15 protein-coding genes are annotated in these 16,012 nt (G+C 67.3%); 6 read left to right on the top strand and 9 right to left on the bottom strand.

From position 1 onward, the window contains the following. Positions 1 to 92: 92 nt before the first annotated feature. Genes ACQR0W_RS13325 through ACQR0W_RS13315 form a run of 3 tightly spaced genes read left to right on the top strand, consistent with a single transcriptional unit; the run spans position 93 to position 2,547 of the window. The gene (locus ACQR0W_RS13325; protein ID WP_315736578.1) at positions 93 to 542 is read left to right on the top strand and encodes a hypothetical protein; all 450 of its coding nucleotides are present in this window, start codon (positions 93 to 95) and stop codon (positions 540 to 542) included. Then, positions 539 to 1,255, top strand: coding sequence for a class I SAM-dependent methyltransferase (locus ACQR0W_RS13320; RefSeq protein ID WP_434840693.1), 717 nt, complete (start codon positions 539 to 541; stop codon positions 1,253 to 1,255). The genes ACQR0W_RS13325 and ACQR0W_RS13320 overlap by 4 nt, the downstream gene beginning before the upstream one ends. Then, positions 1,255 to 2,547 (top strand): cytochrome P450, encoded by a 1,293-nt coding sequence (locus tag ACQR0W_RS13315; protein WP_434840692.1) that lies wholly within the window; start codon positions 1,255 to 1,257, stop codon positions 2,545 to 2,547. Before ACQR0W_RS13320 ends, ACQR0W_RS13315 begins: the two co-directional genes overlap by 1 nt. 21 nt (positions 2,548 to 2,568) lie before the next feature. On the opposite strand, the gene ACQR0W_RS13310 is transcribed toward ACQR0W_RS13315, so the two are convergent. Then, positions 2,569 to 3,015 carry a nucleoside deaminase gene (locus ACQR0W_RS13310; RefSeq protein WP_315825385.1) on the bottom strand — a complete coding sequence of 149 codons (447 nt, stop codon included), beginning with the start codon at positions 3,013 to 3,015 and terminating at the stop codon, positions 2,569 to 2,571. Between the two features lie 131 nt (positions 3,016 to 3,146). On the opposite strand from ACQR0W_RS13310, the gene ACQR0W_RS13305 reads away from it, so the two are divergent. Next, positions 3,147 to 5,342: a pseudouridine synthase gene (locus ACQR0W_RS13305; RefSeq protein WP_434840691.1), complete on the top strand. Its 2,196-nt coding sequence runs from the start codon at positions 3,147 to 3,149 to the stop codon at positions 5,340 to 5,342. Between the two features lie 9 nt (positions 5,343 to 5,351). After that, positions 5,352 to 5,906 (top strand): 16S rRNA (guanine(966)-N(2))-methyltransferase RsmD, encoded by a 555-nt coding sequence (rsmD, locus tag ACQR0W_RS13300; protein ID WP_316201689.1) that lies wholly within the window; start codon positions 5,352 to 5,354, stop codon positions 5,904 to 5,906. 35 nt (positions 5,907 to 5,941) lie between these two features. Here the strand turns inward: rsmD and mutL are convergent, their stop codons facing one another. Next, on the bottom strand, positions 5,942 to 7,795 hold the full coding sequence (mutL, locus tag ACQR0W_RS13295; RefSeq protein WP_434840690.1) for a DNA mismatch repair endonuclease MutL: 1,854 nt from the start codon (positions 7,793 to 7,795) through the stop codon (positions 5,942 to 5,944). 198 nt (positions 7,796 to 7,993) lie between these two features. On the opposite strand from mutL, the gene ACQR0W_RS13290 reads away from it, so the two are divergent. Continuing rightward, positions 7,994 to 8,305 carry a ribbon-helix-helix domain-containing protein gene (locus ACQR0W_RS13290; protein ID WP_315716699.1) on the top strand — a complete coding sequence of 104 codons (312 nt, stop codon included), beginning with the start codon at positions 7,994 to 7,996 and terminating at the stop codon, positions 8,303 to 8,305. A gap of 196 nt (positions 8,306 to 8,501) precedes the next feature. On the opposite strand, the gene ACQR0W_RS13285 is transcribed toward ACQR0W_RS13290, so the two are convergent. The 7 genes from ACQR0W_RS13285 to ACQR0W_RS13255 form a co-directional block, all read right to left on the bottom strand. Further along, the gene (locus ACQR0W_RS13285) at positions 8,502 to 10,070 is read right to left on the bottom strand and encodes a GMC family oxidoreductase (protein ID WP_316184172.1); all 1,569 of its coding nucleotides are present in this window, start codon (positions 10,068 to 10,070) and stop codon (positions 8,502 to 8,504) included. A 36-nt stretch (positions 10,071 to 10,106) separates the two neighbouring features. Further along, positions 10,107 to 10,655, bottom strand: coding sequence for a gluconate 2-dehydrogenase subunit 3 family protein (locus ACQR0W_RS13280; RefSeq protein ID WP_434840689.1), 549 nt, complete (start codon positions 10,653 to 10,655; stop codon positions 10,107 to 10,109). Between the two features lie 49 nt (positions 10,656 to 10,704). Further along, the gene (locus tag ACQR0W_RS13275; RefSeq protein WP_434840688.1) at positions 10,705 to 11,100 is read right to left on the bottom strand and encodes a VOC family protein; all 396 of its coding nucleotides are present in this window, start codon (positions 11,098 to 11,100) and stop codon (positions 10,705 to 10,707) included. Position 11,101: 1 nt separating this feature from the next. Continuing rightward, positions 11,102 to 11,419 carry a c-type cytochrome gene (locus tag ACQR0W_RS13270; protein ID WP_315716717.1) on the bottom strand — a complete coding sequence of 106 codons (318 nt, stop codon included), beginning with the start codon at positions 11,417 to 11,419 and terminating at the stop codon, positions 11,102 to 11,104. A gap of 221 nt (positions 11,420 to 11,640) precedes the next feature. After that, positions 11,641 to 12,060 carry an alternative ribosome rescue aminoacyl-tRNA hydrolase ArfB gene (gene arfB, locus ACQR0W_RS13265; RefSeq protein WP_315716703.1) on the bottom strand — a complete coding sequence of 140 codons (420 nt, stop codon included), beginning with the start codon at positions 12,058 to 12,060 and terminating at the stop codon, positions 11,641 to 11,643. A 1,178-nt stretch (positions 12,061 to 13,238) separates the two neighbouring features. Next, on the bottom strand, positions 13,239 to 14,618 hold the full coding sequence (locus tag ACQR0W_RS13260; RefSeq protein WP_316165826.1) for a M16 family metallopeptidase: 1,380 nt from the start codon (positions 14,616 to 14,618) through the stop codon (positions 13,239 to 13,241). Then, positions 14,618 to 16,003 (bottom strand): M16 family metallopeptidase, encoded by a 1,386-nt coding sequence (locus tag ACQR0W_RS13255; RefSeq protein ID WP_316165827.1) that lies wholly within the window; start codon positions 16,001 to 16,003, stop codon positions 14,618 to 14,620. Before ACQR0W_RS13255 ends, ACQR0W_RS13260 begins: the two co-directional genes overlap by 1 nt. Positions 16,004 to 16,012 lie beyond the last annotated feature (9 nt).

Below are 16,012 nucleotides of genomic sequence, written 5' to 3'. Positions count from 1 at the left end.
ATGCATTGTCGATTCGTTGAATTCCAGCTTTTTCAGATTTGGGGGTTACAATGGGGGTAATGATTAAAGACAGTACTACCCTTGATATTATCGTGCAGCTCAACAAACGGTTCGATGCTGATGCTTTGCCCGAAATGGTTGAGCTACAACGGGAGTTCGGGGTCTTCTCGCTGAAGCATGGTCTACAGCAGTCCTTTGCTTTGCTCGGAATCGTGCCTGCCGATTGGTCCGAGCGGCGGCGCTGGTACAAGTTTCTCGAGTTTCTCAAGACTTATCCGTCGGACCTCGCCAATGTTAACGGGCATGATCGAGTGATCCAGGCGTTCAAGGATGACCTCGAATCCGAAAAGCCGCTCCCCGTCTCGATCGTCTGTCATTCCGCGGCTGACGATCCGCGGGTGACCGTGTCCGAAGGTCGTCCGATCGTTTTTTCTCTCGACACGCACGTCATCATCTCGATTCCGACGACGCCCGGTCGTGAAGCACGCAAGCAGGCGGCTGAGACCGCCCGCACAAGGCGGGTCGAGAAACGCAAGAAATGACCGTGAGGGCGGGCAGCGTCGTCGGGGCCGATCATCTGTCGCTCGATGACATCTCCTCCGACGTCGATGCCTACTACACCGCATGCGTCGCGCGTCATGGTGCGACGCCGCGGGGCGTCGACTGGTCCTGCGAGGCGACGCAGGGCCTGCGCTTCGTGCAGCTGATGAAGCTGTGCGATGCGTCGGCGCCGTTCAGCCTCAACGACATCGGCTGCGGCTATGGCGCGCTGGTGCCGTTTCTGGCCGCGCGCTATCCGACCTGCGAGATCGACTATCTCGGCATCGACCTGTCGCGCGCCATGATCAGCCGCGCCCGTCGGCGCTTTGCCGGCCCGCAGCGGCGTTTCGTCGTTGCTGCGGAGAGCCCGCGCATCGCCGACTACTCGGTCGCGTCCGGCATCATGAACGTCAATGTCGGCTATCCGCGCCAGGCCTGGGAGAGTTACATCAAGGGCCTGTTGCGGCAGATGTTCGCCACCAGCCGCCGCGGCTTCGGCGTCAACTTCATGCGGGCCCACGGTGACGATGACGAGGCCTCCGATGCCGCGACGGCGCGGCTGTACCGGACCACGCCGGAGATCTGGGCGGCCCATTGTGAGCGCGAGTTTGCCGCGCCGGTCGAGGTCATCGGCGGTTACGGCATGAAGGAGTTCACCCTGCTGGTGCGCCGCAGACCCGAGGCGGCCGTCTCGGACGGCGATCCGTCGCACTGATGTCCCCAGCTCCGTTGCTCTCATCCAAGCCCGGTCGACACGCTGCCGCGATCGCGCGCGCGGTGGATGTGCTGATCTCCTCGAAAGGTCACGCCAGCCCCTTGCGGCTTGAACGGGCCTGCGCACTGCTGCGCCAGCATGCGCCGCTGCACTGGGTCGAGCGCCCGGGCGTGCGTCCGTTCTGGGCCGTCACGCGCTACGCCGACATCGTCGCGATCGAGACGCGGAGCAGGGATTTCGCTGCGGGACCGCGCACCTATCTTGCCAGCGAAGCCTCGGAGGCCGTGCTGCAGCGGGTCACCGGCAAGCCGCAGGCCGTCCGCAGCCTCACCGAGATGGATCCCCCGGATCACGCCGCCTATCGCGCGGTCATCCAGGGCGCCTTCGCGCCGCCTTCTCTGCGCGCGATGGAGAGCTGGCTGACGCAATGGGCCGCCGAGATCCTCGACCGGGTTGCCGTGCGTGGTGATGCTTGCGATTTCGCACGCGACGTCGCGCTGCCGTTCACCTTCCGCGTCATCGGTCGCATGCTGGGCACGCCGGAAGCCGATGACGCACGGCTTGCCCGGCTCGCCCAGGCGTTCGTGGCCGCCGAGGATCCGCAGCGGCGTTTTGCCGAGGCGCCCGGCGACACCATGCGCATGGCCATGCTGGCGTTGCGCGACTACTTCGAAGCCGTGGTCGCCGACCGCCGCGCCAGCCCGCGCGACGATCTCGCCAGCCTCATCGCGCAGAGCGCGCCGCATGGCGCCGCGATGCCGCATTACGAGCTGATCTCCTATTTCATCCTGCTGGTGACGGCCGGCCACGACACCACCTCGCTCGCTTTGGCCGGCGGGCTCGAGGCGCTGCTCGCGGACCCGGGCCAGCTCGCGCGGTTGCGCGCCGAGCCTGAGCTGCTCGATCCGGCGATCGAGGAGATGCTGCGCTGGACCACGCCGGTGCGCCATTTCATGCGGACGGCGGTCGGCGACACCGAGGTCGCCGGCCAGGTCATTCGCGCGGGCGAGGCGCTGGCCTTGTTCTTTCATTCCGGCAACCGCGACGAAGCCATGTTCGACGACGCCGGCACGTTCCGGATCGATCGCAGTCCGAATCCGCATATCGCCTTCGGCCGCGGTCCGCATGTCTGCATGGGGCTGCAGCTGGCGCGGATGCAGATGCGCGCGATGTTCGCGGAGCTGCTCCGTCGTACGTCGCATATCGCGCTCGCCGGACGGGTGCGCCGGGTCGAGTCGCCGTTCATGAGCGGGGTCAGCAGCCTTCCCATCCACATCCGCTTTCGCGAATGATGCGGCCGGGGCGAGGCCTCGTCAGCGCCGCGCCTTGAAGAAGTCCTTCAGCATCTGCGACGCCTGTTGCTCGCCGACGGCCGAATAGACCTCCGGCGCGTGGTGGCAGGTGGGCTGGCAGAAGAACCGCACGCCGGATTCGACGGCGCCGCCCTTGGGATCGGCGGCCCCATAATACAGCCGGCGGACGCGGGCGAAGGAGATGGCGCCAGCGCACATCGTGCACGGTTCCAGCGTGACGTAGAGGTCGCAATCGACCAGCCGCTCGCTGCCGATCGCCTGCGCGGCCTGGCGCAGCGCCAGGACCTCGGCATGGGCGGTGGGGTCGCGGTCGGTCAGAGTGCGGTTGGCGGCGGTGGCGATGACCACGTTGTCCCGCACCACGACGCAGCCGATCGGCACCTCGCCGGAAATTGCGGCCGATTCGGCCGCTTTCAACGCCAGATCCATGAAAGAAGGAGCGTTCATGGCTCGTAATGCCCGGATAAGTCTGGTACTGCATCGCCCTTCAGCAAAACCGGACCTCGATTTCCCGCGTGACAGGCGCTGCTCAGAGCGCGCGTACCACGCGACGTCCCGCACCTCAAAGTGAGACCTTCATGCCCCGCGACACCGACAAAGACAACGATTCCCGCGGCCGCCGCGGCGGCGCCCCGCGGGGGCGTTCCGAAGGGACTAAGGGACGCTCGGGCGCCGCGCGCGGCCCGGAGAAGAAGTTCGCCAAACGCGGCTTCGGCGACAAGGCGGCGGGGGCCAAGGGCAAGCGCTCGTTCGACGAGGGCCGTGCACCGCGCCGCCGCGACGACGGCGACGCGCCGCGCAAATCCTTTGGCGAAAAGCCGCGCTTTAACCGCGATGAGCGTCCGCGCGGCGACCGTCCGTTTGCCGCGCGTCCGCCGCGGGGTGAGAACGGCGAGAAGCGCGCCTTCAAGCCGCGCGGCGATCGGCCGAAATTCGACCGCGACACGGGCGGCGGCAGCAAGCGTCCCTACACGCCGCGCACGGATCGCGACGAGGCCCGTCCGGCGGCGCGATCCTCCGAGCGCAAGTTCGGCGAACGCAAGCCCTACGCGCCACGCGAGCGTGACGGTGAGAAGCGCCCCTATACGCCGCGCAGCGGGGGCGCCCGCGATCGCGGCGACCGTCCGCGCACCGAGCGCAGCTTCGGTGACCGGCCGCCGCGTGGCGATCGGCCGGAGCGGAAGTTCGGCGGCGAGAAGACATTTTCCCGCGGCGCTGACGGCGATCGCGGCGAGCGCAAATTCGGCGCCGGCCCGCGCGGTCCGCGCAAGGAATTCGGCGACCGTCCGGCCCGCGGCGAGTCCAAGCCGTGGCAGAAGCGTGAGGGCGGCGATCGACCGGAGCGCAGCGCCCGCCCGCCCCGCGATGGTGCGCGCAGCTTCGACCGTCCCAAGTTCGACCGTCCCAAGTCCGACCGGCCCACGTCCGATCGCCCACGCGAGGATCGCCCCAAATTCGATCGTCCGAAGTTCGACCGTTCCGCCTCCGATCGGCCACGCGGGGACCGTCCCAAGTTCGACCGGCCCACGTCCGACCGTCCGAAATTCGACCGGCCGCGCGATCGCGGCGACGACCGCAAGTTCGATCGCCCGCGTCAACGCCCCGAAGGCCGCAGCGAGTGGCAGGAGCATCCGCGTGGCGAAGGTCGGGGTGGTGATTTCGCCGACCGGCCGCGCCGCGACAATGAGGACGAGAGCCGGGTCTTCGCCAAGCGTCCGGCGTTCGGCGGCCGCGGTCCGTATCGCGAGCGCAAGCCCGAGACCGACAAGCGCACCAAGCGCGTCGTGCCCGACGAGGCGCCGAAGCCCGGCAAGGCTGGCGAGCGCATCGCCAAGGTGCTGGCGCGCGCCGGCCTTGCCTCGCGCCGTGATGCCGAGGAGATGGTGACGCAGGGCCGCGTCACCGTGAACGGCCGCATCATCAACTCGCCGGCCCTCGACGTCACCGAGAACGACGTGATCCAGGTCGACGGCGCGCCGTTGCCCGAGCGCGAGCGCACGCGGCTGTTTTTGTACCACAAGCCGCGCGGGCTGATGACGACGCACAGCGACCCCGAGGGCCGCCCGACCGTGTTCGACAATCTGCCCGAGGGTCTGCCGCGCCTGATCTCGATCGGCCGGCTCGATTTCAATACCGAGGGGCTGCTGCTGCTCACCAATGACGGCGGGCTGGCGCGCGTGCTCGAACTGCCGGACACCGGCTGGACACGCCGCTATCGTGTCCGCGCCCATGGCGAGATTACGCAGGCGCAGCTCGACCAGCTCGCTGCAGGCGTCGAGGTCGACGGCGTGAAATACGGCCCGATCGAAGCGACGCTGGAGCGCGACCAGGGTGCCAATGTCTGGCTGGTCGTTGCGATCCGCGAAGGGAAGAACCGCGAGGTGCGCAACGTGCTCGCCCATCTCGGCCTCGAGGTGAACCGCCTGATCCGCGTGTCCTACGGTCCGTTCCAGCTCCTGGAGCTGGCCGAGGGCGAGGTGCAGGAGGTCAAGACGCGGGTGCTGCGCGAGCAGCTCGGCGAGAAGGTCATCGCGCAGTCGGGCGCCGATCTCGGTCCGGCCGGCAAGGGTAATCGCGAGCCGTTGCCGGATCCGAAGCCCAAGCCGAAGCGCGAGGTCGTCGCCGACCGCAAGGGCCGGCGCGTGCTGGTCCAGCGCACAGGCAGCGAAGAGGCACGCGAGCGCCACGAGGCCGAGGCGCGCTTTCCCGGGCCGCCGCGGCGGCCGAAGCGCGGCTATCACGGCAAGCGCGATATCACGCCGCAGGACGAGTAGGGTGGTGCGATGCGTGTCGTCGGCGGACGGCTGAAGGGCCGCAACATCGCCTCGCCCGCCTCGCGCGACATACGGCCGACGCAGGATCGGCTGCGCGAGGCGCTGTTCAACATCCTCGTGCACGCCTACGAGGATCCGATCGAGGGGGCACGCGTCCTCGATCTGTTTGCCGGCACCGGTGCGCTCGGCATCGAGGCTGTCTCGCGCGGCGCGGCGTTCACGCTGTTCGTCGACAACGGCGCCGAGGCAAGGGCGCTGCTGCGCAACAATGTCGAGGCGCTCGGCCTCGGCGGTGTCACCAAGGTCTACCGCCGCGATGCCACCAATCTGGGTCCGGCGCGCCCGGTCGAGCCGTTCTCGCTGGTGTTTCTCGATCCGCCCTATGGCAAGGGTCTGGCCGAGAAGGCGTTGGCCTCGTTGCGCGACGGCGGCTGGCTGGTGCCATCGGCGCTGCTCGTGGTGGAAGAGTCCAAGGCCGCCGCGTTCAAGGCGCCCGAGGGGTTCGAAGAGCTCGAGCGCCGCGCCTATGACGACACCGAGTTCGTGTTCTTGCGTGGCTCTTGATCCTTGCGAATGGCTCGTTGCGGAAGTCGTCGGCGCTATCTCCTCCCGAACAGCTTCTCGACATCGGCGAGCTTGAGCTCGACATAGGTCGGGCGGCCGTGATTGCACTGGCCGGAGTTGGGCGTGTCCTCCATCTCGCGGAGCAGCGCATTCATCTCTTCCGGCTTGAGGCGGCGGCCGGCGCGCACCGAACCGTGGCAGGCCATGGTAGCGGCGACGTGCATCAGGCGGCGCTCCAGCGGCAGCGCCTCGCCCCATTCCTCCATGTGCTCGGCGAGATCGCGCAGCAGCCCCGCCGCATCGATCTTGCCGAGCAGCGACGGCGTCTCGCGCACCGCGACCGCGCCGGGACCGAACGATTCGATCGCGAGGCCGAATGAGGCAAGCTCATCAGTCCGCGCGAGCAGCGTCTCGACGGTGGCTTCATCGAGCTCGACGATGTCCGGGATCAGCAGGATCTGCCGCTGCACACCATGCGCCGCGAGCGAGGCCTTGAGCCGCTCATAGACGATGCGCTCATGGGCGGCGTGCTGGTCGACGATGACGAGGCCGTCGCGGGTCTGCGCCACGATGTAGGTGTCGTGGATCTGGGTGCGCGCAGCGCCGAGCGGACGGTCGAGCAGGTCGGGCGCGGCCGGCTGCTCGTGCAGCCGAAGATCGGCGCGGGGCGTGCCGACGTCGAAGGCCGCTTGAGAGGATTCCGCAAGCCCGAACGACCCGAAATCTGGTGAGGGCGCCGCCGCAGGGACGGAGCCGCCGAAATGCGGCATCACCGGCGCCGACGGCGAGCGCTGCCAGTCCCAATTCATCGGACCGACGTTGGGCCGCGGTGGCGCGAAGGCCGGGCGGAACGCGGCGATGGTCGCGCCGCCGTCATTGGCCGCGGTGCGGCGGCCTTCGCGGGCGAGACCTTCCTTCAACGCGTGGATGATCAGCGCGCGCACCAGGCCGGCATTGCGAAAGCGCACCTCGGTCTTGGCCGGATGCACGTTGGCGTCGACCTCGCGCGGATCGAGTGTGACGAACAGCGCCACGACAGGATGGCGGTCGCGCGGCAGATAGTCGGCGTAGGCTGCGCGCACGGCGCCGAGGATCAGCTTGTCGCGCACCGGGCGGCCGTTGACGAACAGATACTGCCCAAGCGCATTGGCGCGCGTCAGCGCCGGGGCCGCTGCGAAGCCTTCGACCACGACATGATCGCGCTCGCTGCGCACGGCGATCGCATGGCTGCGGAAGTCGGCGCCGAGGATGTCGCCGAGCCGCGTCAGCTGGCCCGGCGCGCCGGGCAGCGCGGCGGCCCAGGTCACCGGCGCGCGCTCCTCGCCGGCGAGCGTGAAGGCGATGTCGGGCCGCGCCATCGCCAGCCGCCGCACCACCTCGCGGATCGCCTCGGCCTCGGTGCGGTCGGTCTTGAGGAACTTCAGCCGGGCCGGCGTGGCGTGGAAGAGATCGGCGACCTCGACGCGGGTGCCCTGGTTCAGCGCGGCCGGCACGATCGGCGACTTGTCGCCGCAATCGACCGCGAGCGCCCAGGCATGCGGCTCGCTCCTGTGCCGCGTCGTGATCGACAGCCGCGCCACCGAGCCGATCGAGGGCAGCGCCTCGCCGCGGAACCCGAGGGTGCGGATCTGCAGCAGGTCCTCGTCGTCGAGCTTCGATGTCGCGTGGCGCTCGACCGCGAGCGCAAGATCGGCCGCCGTCATGCCGCCACCGTCGTCGGTGATCGCGATCTTTCGCCGGCCGCCACCGTCGGTGAAGATGTCGATGCGGCTCGCGCCGGCATCGATCGCGTTCTCGACCAGCTCCTTGACGACGCTCGCCGGCCGCTCAACCACCTCGCCGGCGGCGATGCGGTTGACGATCTGTTCGGGAAGCTGGCGGACGGGCATGGTGCGAACGAACTTGAAAGCTGGCTGGCTTGGATATTGAAGGCGCGCGGCGCTGCGGCGGTCACGTTGCAAATGTGGGGTGAGAATAGCTTTTTTCATGCGCTGCGGCAGAGAAAAGCAACCTTCTCCAACGGGATTGTGAGGCGGGCGGGGCCAGTATATCGTTTCGCAAAAATAACGATCAGCCGGAGGAAGCCCATGTGCCATCTGTTCGCACACCAGCCTCAGCGCGATTATGAGTCGCAGACCCGCTCGTTGCGGATCGGCGGCCATAGCACGTCGATCCGGCTCGAAATGGCGTTCTGGGACACGCTCGAGGAGATCGCCGCCAAGGAAGGCATGAGCCTCGCCAAGTTCGTGACCACGCTGTACGCCGAGGTGCTCGACCATCACGGCGAGGTGAAGAATTTTGCGTCGCTGCTGCGCTGCTCCTGTCTGATCTATCGGGCAAAGGCGACTGCGACGCTGCCGGAATTTACCGCGGCGGCGATCATGGACGCGGCCGAGTAGCCACGGCCCCGCTGTCTTGTCTCCCTCCCCCGCTTGCGGGGGAGGGCGAGGGTGGGGGCGCCACAGCGGCAGTCCCGCCGCAGCGTTCCCCCACCCGCATCGCATCTTCGATGCGATGCGACCTCCCCCGCGAGCGGGGGAGGCGCTGACCGTCATCGTCGCAAGCCGTGTACTCAACACAGCAAGGACTTGCCCATCAGATCTCCTTCTTCTGCATCGCGCCAGCAATGTAGTCCGCCTGGCGGATCGCCAGCGCCACGATGGTGAGTGTCGGATTGCACGCAGCCCCCGTAGTGAACTGGCTGCCGTCTGAGACGAACAGGTTCTTGACGTCGTGGGTCTGGCCAAACTTGTTGACGACGCCGTCCTTGGCCTTCTCGCTCATCCGGTTGGTGCCGAGATTGTGCGTCGAGGGGTAGGGCGTGGTCGGGTAGGTCACGGTTGCGCCGACCGCCTCGTAGATCGCCGAGCCCTGCTTGTAGGCGTGGGCGCGCATCGCGACGTCGTTGGGATGATCGTCGAAATGCACTGAGGCGACCGGCATGCCGAACTTGTCCTTGGCGACAGGATCGAGCGTGATGCGGTTGGTCTCCTGCGGCATGTCCTCGCCGACCAGCCACATGCCGGCCATGCGCGGATAGGTCTCCATCGCCGCCGTGAAGCTGCGGCCCCAGGCGCCGGGATTGAGGAACGCGGCCATGAACGGCAGGCCGAGCGAGAGCGTCTCCATCTCGTAGCCGCCGACGAAGCCGCGCTTCGGATTGAACGCCGCCTCGTCGCGGACGATGCCGGCCATGGTGGTCCCGCGATACATGTGCACCGGGTTCTCGAACGTCGCATAGACGCTGCCGGTCATGTGCCGCATGTAGTTGCGCCCCACCTGGCCGGAGGAGTTGGCAAGACCATCCGGGAACATGTTCGAGGCGCTGTTGAGCAGAAGCCGCGGGCTTTCGATCGAGTTGCCGGCGACGGCGACGATACGGGCCTTCTGCAACTGCATCTTGCCCTGGCCGTCGGCATAGACCACGCCGGTGACCTTGCCCGAAGCGTCATGCTCGATCTTGATCGCCATGCTGTTGGGCCGCACCTCGAGATTGCCGGTAGCCTCGCCCTTCGGGATCTCGGTGTACAGGGTCGACCATTTCGCACCGGACTTGCAGCCCTGGAAGCAGAAGCCGATCTGCTGGCAGGCGCCGCGGCCGTCGCGCGGCTGCGAGTTGATCGCCATGTTGCCGGTGTGCACGGTCTTGTAGCCGATCTTCCGGGCGCCGGCTTCGAGCACCTTGAAATTGTTGTTGCCGGGTAGGCCCGGAATGTCGTTGGTGCGGGTGACGCCCATCTTGAACTCGGCCTTGGCGTACCACGGCTCCATTTCGGCCAAGGTCACCGGCCAGTCCAACAGGCTCGTGCCGGGCACGCCGCCATAGGTGGTGCGGGCCTTGAACTCGTGCTCATCGAAGCGCAGCGAGGCGCCCGCCCAGTGCACGGTCGAGCCGCCGACCGCCTTGACGATCCAGGCCGGCAGGTTGGCGAAGTCCTTCGCCACGCGCCAAGTCCCGGATGTCGTGCGCATGTCGGTCCAGGCGAGCTGGGTGAAGCTCTCCCACTCGTCGTTGATGAAGTCGGGAATCTCGTAGCGATTGCCCGCCTCGAGGATCACGACCTTGATGCCTTTCTGTGCGAGCTCGTTGCCCAGGGTGCCGCCGCCGGCGCCCGAGCCGATGATCACGACCACGCCCGAATCGTTCTGATCGAATTTTGCCATGGTGGTTTCCTCCGTGTTTTCTGTTGTTCGCCGGCGTCAGGCTTTCGGCAGCCAGTCGATGTCGGAGAAGCCACGGTTGATGTAGCCGCCATGCTCGGCGGAGGAGCCCTCGTAGCCGAACTTCGGCCAGAGCTCCTTCTGATTGTAGAGCGACACCACGAGGTCGCCGCGGAGCGTCTTGAAGAAGGTCGTCTGCTCGATGCCCTGGAGCAGCGCGACGCGGTCGGCCTCCCACGGCACCTGGGCGTAAGGCAGCTTGTGGCGGTCACGCGCGTCCTGGTCGAGCCGGGCGACGCCGTCATTGATCATTGCCTTCACGGCGGCATCTTCCGCGGCCTTGCCGTCCCACGGCTTGACCGCGGTGATGTAGTAGCGGTCGGCGAGGAAGTCGTGCGGATAGATGTCGCGCGCGACCTTCACGAGTGTCTTCAGGGTGGCCGGCGTCAGCGCCTTGGCATCCTCCGCCCAGGCATCGGCAATGCCGAGGCCGGTCGCGGAAGCCACGGCTGCGGCCGGCACGGTCGAGGCCGCGCCCTTGAGAAAGACGCGGCGGTCGTATTTGTTGCGGCGATCGACTTCTCTCATGGGTATCCTCCGTTGGGTTTTTGTTTGGTGTATTTTCGTGGTCAGCGGCTCATCCGAAGCGGCCGCCGCGCTGGATGACCTCGATCTTGTAGCCGTCGGGATCGGTGACGAAGAAGAAGCGCGCGAGTGTCGCACCATTGTGCTTGAAATCGCGCAACGGGCCTGGTACCAGGTTCTCGCGCTCGAAACGGGCATGCTCGGCATCGAGATCGTCGACCACGACAGCGAGATGGCCGTAGCCGTCACCGAGCGTATACGGCTCCTTGCGGTCGTAGTTGACGGTGAGCTCGACCTCGAAGGGCGACGACGGATGGCGCAGATAGATCAGCGCGAAGCCGTCGAAGCGCAGATTGTCGGCGATCTCCAGGCCGAAGGCGCGCTTGTAGAAGTCGAGCGCCTTGGCCTCGTCGAGCACGCGGATCATGGAATGAACGGGTTTGGCCATCTCAATTGTCCTTCAGGTAGTTGATGATCGCGGCGCGCACGTCGGGCTTGGCCTGGCGATACGCCATCACGGCGCCGGGGATCAGCTCTTGCGGGTTGGTCAGCCAGGCATCGAGCTTGGTCTCGTCCCAGGTGAAATCAGCTTTCGCGAAGCCGGCCGAATAGCGGAAGCCTTCGACGGAGCCGGCGCGGCGGCCGACGACCTTCGAGAGCGGCGGCCCCTGGCGCATCGGCTCGGCGCTGCTCAGCGTGTGGCAGACGCCGCATTGCTGCTTGAACAAGGTCGCGCCGTCGGCAGGCTTGGGCGACGGCAAGGCCATCTGCGCCGATGCGATCGTGGTGCTCAGGACTGCGCCGCACCATCCTAGTCCTAAAACAAGCAGCAGCTCTTGCGCCGTACGCCGTCCCGACATCGATCCTCTCTCATCATTTTTGATGAGACTAGGTCGCAGCGAGAGCGCCGTGGTAGTAGCGGGCTGTTTCGGCCGGAACAAAGCGTGCGCAGGACTCGTCCAGCCGCAGGATATGTCAGCGTTGCGGACTAATCGTCGAAGCGGCGCCCACCGCGTCCCGCCTTGACGTCGCTGCGGATCTTCTTGCCTTCGAGCCGGCGCTGCTTGGAGCCGAAGGTCGGCTTGGTCGGGCGCCGCACCTTCGGCCGGATCATCGCCTCCTTCAACAGCGTGACGAGACGCTCGATCGCATCGGCCTTGTTGCGCTCCTGGGTGCGGAAGCGTTCGGCCTGGATGACGATGACGCCGTTCTTGGTCATGCGCTGTCCAGCGAGCCGCGCCAGCCGTGCGGCGGCGTCCTCGGGCAGGGTGATCCGGGTCGTGTCGAAGCGCAGCTGCGCCGAGGTCGACAGCTTGTTGACGTTCTGGCCGCCGGGGCCGGAGGCGCGGACGAACGAGATCTCGATGTCGTCTTCGTTGATGGCGAGGTCGCGGGAGATCCGCAGCATGGGGCACCAGTGGAATCGAGGTTTTCGCGCCCACCATAGCGGGTTTAGGGGAGGTGTGCGCGGGGCGTCATGGCGAGGCGCGGTTGGCGGCCCGAGACCGCCGCCAGAATCTCCACTGTCATCCCGGCGAACGCCGGGATCCATAACCCCAGGGAGCAGTTTGGGGCAGGCTGGCCGCTGACACCTCCCGCCTCACGTCGGCTGCGGCGTATGGGTGCCGGATCTGCGCCGCGCTGGCGCGCGTCGCAGCTTGTCCGGGACGACAGCGGTGTGCGAGGCGGATTCACGGTTCAAACAGCGGCCGCAGGCGACGACATGTCAGCGCGTTCTCGCGGCATCTGATGCCCGAGGTCTGCGATCAGTTCGTCCCTCGCGAGCATGCAGAGGGCGCGGGGAATGCCGGGCGCTGGCCGCACCCATGGCCCGCCTGCGAAAAAAATGCAGGCGGCAGGTACCACAGGTTCAGCCGAGGCATCCCGGCATTCCCCGCGCGATGGTCTTCACGCTTATACGCAGTCTCCCTGGTGCGCCGGGCGTGTTGGCCACCATTGCGCATGATGCTTGCGCATCAGCGCGTGATACCAGCATCGGGGTATCAGGACGCTGCGACTTCACGTCCGCAAGACATCGTTCGTCCGCGTCCTCGTGAGAAGACGCTGCGATCTCTCGCGGCCACCGCTCCCCGCCTCGCGTGTCGTGACGATCGCGCGCAACGCCCCTCCGCAGTGAGGCGGGATGGGCGGATCAAATCATGAATTCCGAAAAATAGCAAGCTGATTATTTTTATCGGAATTCGATGCGCGGTCCTCCGCTGTCGTCCCGGGCAAGCCGTCAGCGACGCGAAGCCTGGCTGACGGCGCCGACTCGGGACCCATTCGCCGCAGCCGAGGTGGGGCGGCAGATGCCAATGACCAAGCTGCCTCAAACATCGCCCTGGGGGTTGGGGTCCCGGCTCAAGGCCGGGACGACACTGTTTTTGTGCCGCCAGCGGTGGTTGGCCACGATCGTTCGTCATGGCCGGGCCTGTCCCGCCTGCGCGGCCGAAGCCGCTTCGGCGCGGCGAAGGCCCGGCCATCCACGTGGCCCAGCGTCCTCGGAACGACGTAGATGCCCGGGACAAGCCCGGGCATGCCGAGCGACTAACAACGTGCTCGTAGGAGAGAAGCTCCGCGCCCCGCTCAGTTCGTCTTCGTCACCGGCGCCGTGGCCGGCGCCTGGGACGGTTCGGCGGCGGCCTGCGGGGTGCGGCCGACGACGGCCGTGAGCAGGCCCTGGCTCCAGAGCTGCTTCGCCGCCTTCTTGGCGTCGTCCAGGGTGACGGCGTTGACGATCTCGCTGCGCTTCTCGATGTAGTCGATCGGCATCTTGTCGAGCTGATATTGCAGCATCGCCTGCGCCAGCTTGGAGGAGGTGTCGAGCGCCAGCATCTGCGAGCCGTTGATGTAGGACTTGGCCTCGTCGAGCTCCTGCTGGGTCGGGCCTTCCTCGGCCATGCGGCGGATCTCCTGCTCGACGGCCGCGATGGTCTCGCCGGCGCGGTCGAAGCGGGTGGCGGTGTTGCCGATGAACAGCGCCGAATGATCCATCCACAGCAGCGCGTCGTAGACGGAGTAGGCGAGGCCGCGCTTCTCGCGCACCTCCTTGTAGAGCCGCGACGACAGGCCGCCGCCGCCGAGGATGTGGTTGACCACATAGGCCGCCATGAAGTTCGGGTCGTGGCGGCGGATGCCGGGACCGCCGAAGGTGATCACGGTCTGCGGCACGTCGAGCGGCACGAGCGCGCGCTGCGGCGGCATGGTGGCGACGACGTCGGGCACCGGCGTCAAGGTGGCCTTGGCCGGCAGGCTGCCGAAGGTCTGATCGAGGAGCTTGCCGAGCGTGGCCGGGTCGACGTCGCCGACAACCGCGACCTTCAGCGTGTCCTTGGCGAGCACGCGGCCGACATAGGCCTTGAGATCGTCGACGGTGATGGTCGGCACGCTGTCCAGCGTGCCGTTCGCCGGACGGCCGTAGGGGTGGTTGGGGAAGGCAAGCTCGAGGAACTTGCGGCCCGCCAGCGAGCTCGGATTGGTGGTCTCGCGGCGCAGGCCGGAGATCACCTGCGAGCGGATGCGCTCGACGTCGGCGCTGTCGAAATGCGGCGAGGTCAGCGCGGTGCGCAGCAGCTCGAACGCCTCGTCCTTGTTGTCGCGCAGCATGCGCAGCGAGCCGCGGAATTGATCGCGCGAGATCTGGAAGCTCAGCTCGATGGCGCGGCGGTCGAGCCGCTCGTGGAAGGTCTTGGAGTCGAGATCGCCGGAGCCTTCGTCGAGCAGGTCGGCCACGAGATTGCCGACGCCGGGCTTGCCGACGGGGTCCTGCGAGGCGCCGCCCTGGAACGCATATTCCATCGCGATCAGCGGCACGGTGGCGTCCTGCACGAACCAGGCTTCGATGCCGCCGGGCGACACCAGGCGCTGGATCTTGGTCGCCGCGTGGGCGGCGGGAACGATCGTGAGCGCGGCGGCGCCGACGGCGACAACGCAGGCGAAGCGGCGGGCGAAGGTCATTGTGTTCATCACGACCGCTTCTCCTCGCGCTTGGCCGCATTGTCCTTGATCAGATAGCCGGTGACCGAGCGCTTCTTCTGCAGCCAGGTCTGCGCGGCGGCGCGCACCTGCTCGGCGGTCACGGCACGGATGCGGTCGGGCCAGCTCCGGATGTCCTCGATGCTGAGACCCGTGGTGAGGCCGCCGCCATACCAGCGTGCCATCGTCGCCTGGTTGTCCTGGGCGTAGATCGCCTCGGCGATGAGCTGCGTCTTGACGCGCTCGAGATCCTCCGCGCGCACCGGGTTCTGCGCGATCTCGGCGATGACGCTGTCGACGACAGCCTCGACCTGGGCGAAATCGACGCCCGGACGCGGCGCGACCGCGATCGAGAACTGGCTCGGATCGAGCGACGTGCCCTGATAGGACGCGCTGGCATTGACCGCGAGCGGCTTGTCGACGACCAGCGCACGGTAGAGATAGGAGTTGCTGCCGCTACCCATCAGTTGCGCCAACACATCCAGCGCGGCCGACTGCCCGGGGGCCGCGGTGGTGGCCGAGGGCACCAGATAGAAGCGGCGCATCGAGGGCTGCTCGACATGCGGGTCGGCCAGCGTGACCGTGCGCGGCGCCACCGGCTCGGGCTCCTGCGGCCGCAACCGGCGCGCGGGGATGTCGGGTTGCGCGGGAATCTTGGCGAAGGTCTGCTCCACGAGCGGGCGCACTTCCTTGGCGTCGGTGTCGCCGGCGATCACCAGGATGGCATTGTTGGGCGCGTAGAAGCGGCGATAGAACGCCAGCGCATCCTCACGGCCGAGCTTCTCGATCTCCGGCCGCCAGCCGATCACCGGGCGGCCATAGGGGTGGTTGACGTACAGCGCCGCCATGATCTGCTCGTTGAGACGGGCTTCCGGCGAGTTGGCGACGCGCATGTTGTACTCTTCGAGCACCACGTCACGCTCGGGCAGCACGTTCTCGTCCTTCAGCACGAGGCCGGTCATGCGGTCGGCCTCGAACTCCATCATCTTCGGCAATTGATCGCGCGGCACGCGCTGGAAATAGCCGGTGTAGTCGACCGAGGTGAAGGCGTTCTCATTGCCGCCGATCTTCAGCACCGTCTTGGAGAACTCGCCGGCGGGATGCTTCTCGGTGCCCTTGAACATCAGATGTTCGAGGAAGTGCGCCAGGCCCGACTTGCCGGGCGTCTCGTCGGCGGAGCCGACCTTGTACCAGATCATCTGCGTCACCACCGGCGTGCGGTGATCCTGGATCACGACGACCTGCAGGCCGTTGGGGAGGGTGAAGCTGGCGGGGGGCTCGGAGGCGAACGTCGTTTGCGCCGAAGCGCCCGCCGTGAACGCGATGAGGGAGACGAGCGCGGCGGCGACGGGAATGAACCGGTGCGAGGACATCATGATCCTTCT

Origin of the sequence: Bradyrhizobium sp. HKCCYLRH1034, assembly GCF_051168375.1 — a bacterium.
Lineage (GTDB): Bacteria > Pseudomonadota > Alphaproteobacteria > Rhizobiales > Xanthobacteraceae > Bradyrhizobium.
This window is presented reverse-complemented; position numbering and strand designations above follow the sequence as displayed.

Bases quoted from the DNA above. Each gene is read 5' to 3' on its own strand.
- ACQR0W_RS13320 (WP_434840693.1), top strand. From the start codon at position 539: ATGACCGTGAGGGCGGGCAGCGTCGTCGGGGCCGATCATCTGTCGCTC.
- ACQR0W_RS13315 (WP_434840692.1), top strand. From the start codon at position 1,255: ATGTCCCCAGCTCCGTTGCTCTCATCCAAGCCCGGTCGACACGCTGCC.
- ACQR0W_RS13310 (WP_315825385.1), bottom strand. From the start codon at position 3,015: ATGAACGCTCCTTCTTTCATGGATCTGGCGTTGAAAGCGGCCGAATCG.
- ACQR0W_RS13305 (WP_434840691.1), top strand. From the start codon at position 3,147: ATGCCCCGCGACACCGACAAAGACAACGATTCCCGCGGCCGCCGCGGC.
- rsmD (WP_316201689.1), top strand. From the start codon at position 5,352: ATGCGTGTCGTCGGCGGACGGCTGAAGGGCCGCAACATCGCCTCGCCC.
- mutL (WP_434840690.1), bottom strand. From the start codon at position 7,795: ATGCCCGTCCGCCAGCTTCCCGAACAGATCGTCAACCGCATCGCCGCC.
- ACQR0W_RS13290 (WP_315716699.1), top strand. From the start codon at position 7,994: ATGTGCCATCTGTTCGCACACCAGCCTCAGCGCGATTATGAGTCGCAG.
- ACQR0W_RS13285 (WP_316184172.1), bottom strand. From the start codon at position 10,070: ATGGCAAAATTCGATCAGAACGATTCGGGCGTGGTCGTGATCATCGGC.
- ACQR0W_RS13280 (WP_434840689.1), bottom strand. From the start codon at position 10,655: ATGAGAGAAGTCGATCGCCGCAACAAATACGACCGCCGCGTCTTTCTC.
- ACQR0W_RS13275 (WP_434840688.1), bottom strand. From the start codon at position 11,100: ATGGCCAAACCCGTTCATTCCATGATCCGCGTGCTCGACGAGGCCAAG.
- ACQR0W_RS13270 (WP_315716717.1), bottom strand. From the start codon at position 11,419: ATGGCCTTGCCGTCGCCCAAGCCTGCCGACGGCGCGACCTTGTTCAAG.
- arfB (WP_315716703.1), bottom strand. From the start codon at position 12,060: ATGCTGCGGATCTCCCGCGACCTCGCCATCAACGAAGACGACATCGAG.
- ACQR0W_RS13260 (WP_316165826.1), bottom strand. From the start codon at position 14,618: ATGAACACAATGACCTTCGCCCGCCGCTTCGCCTGCGTTGTCGCCGTC.
- ACQR0W_RS13255 (WP_316165827.1), bottom strand. From the start codon at position 16,003: ATGATGTCCTCGCACCGGTTCATTCCCGTCGCCGCCGCGCTCGTCTCC.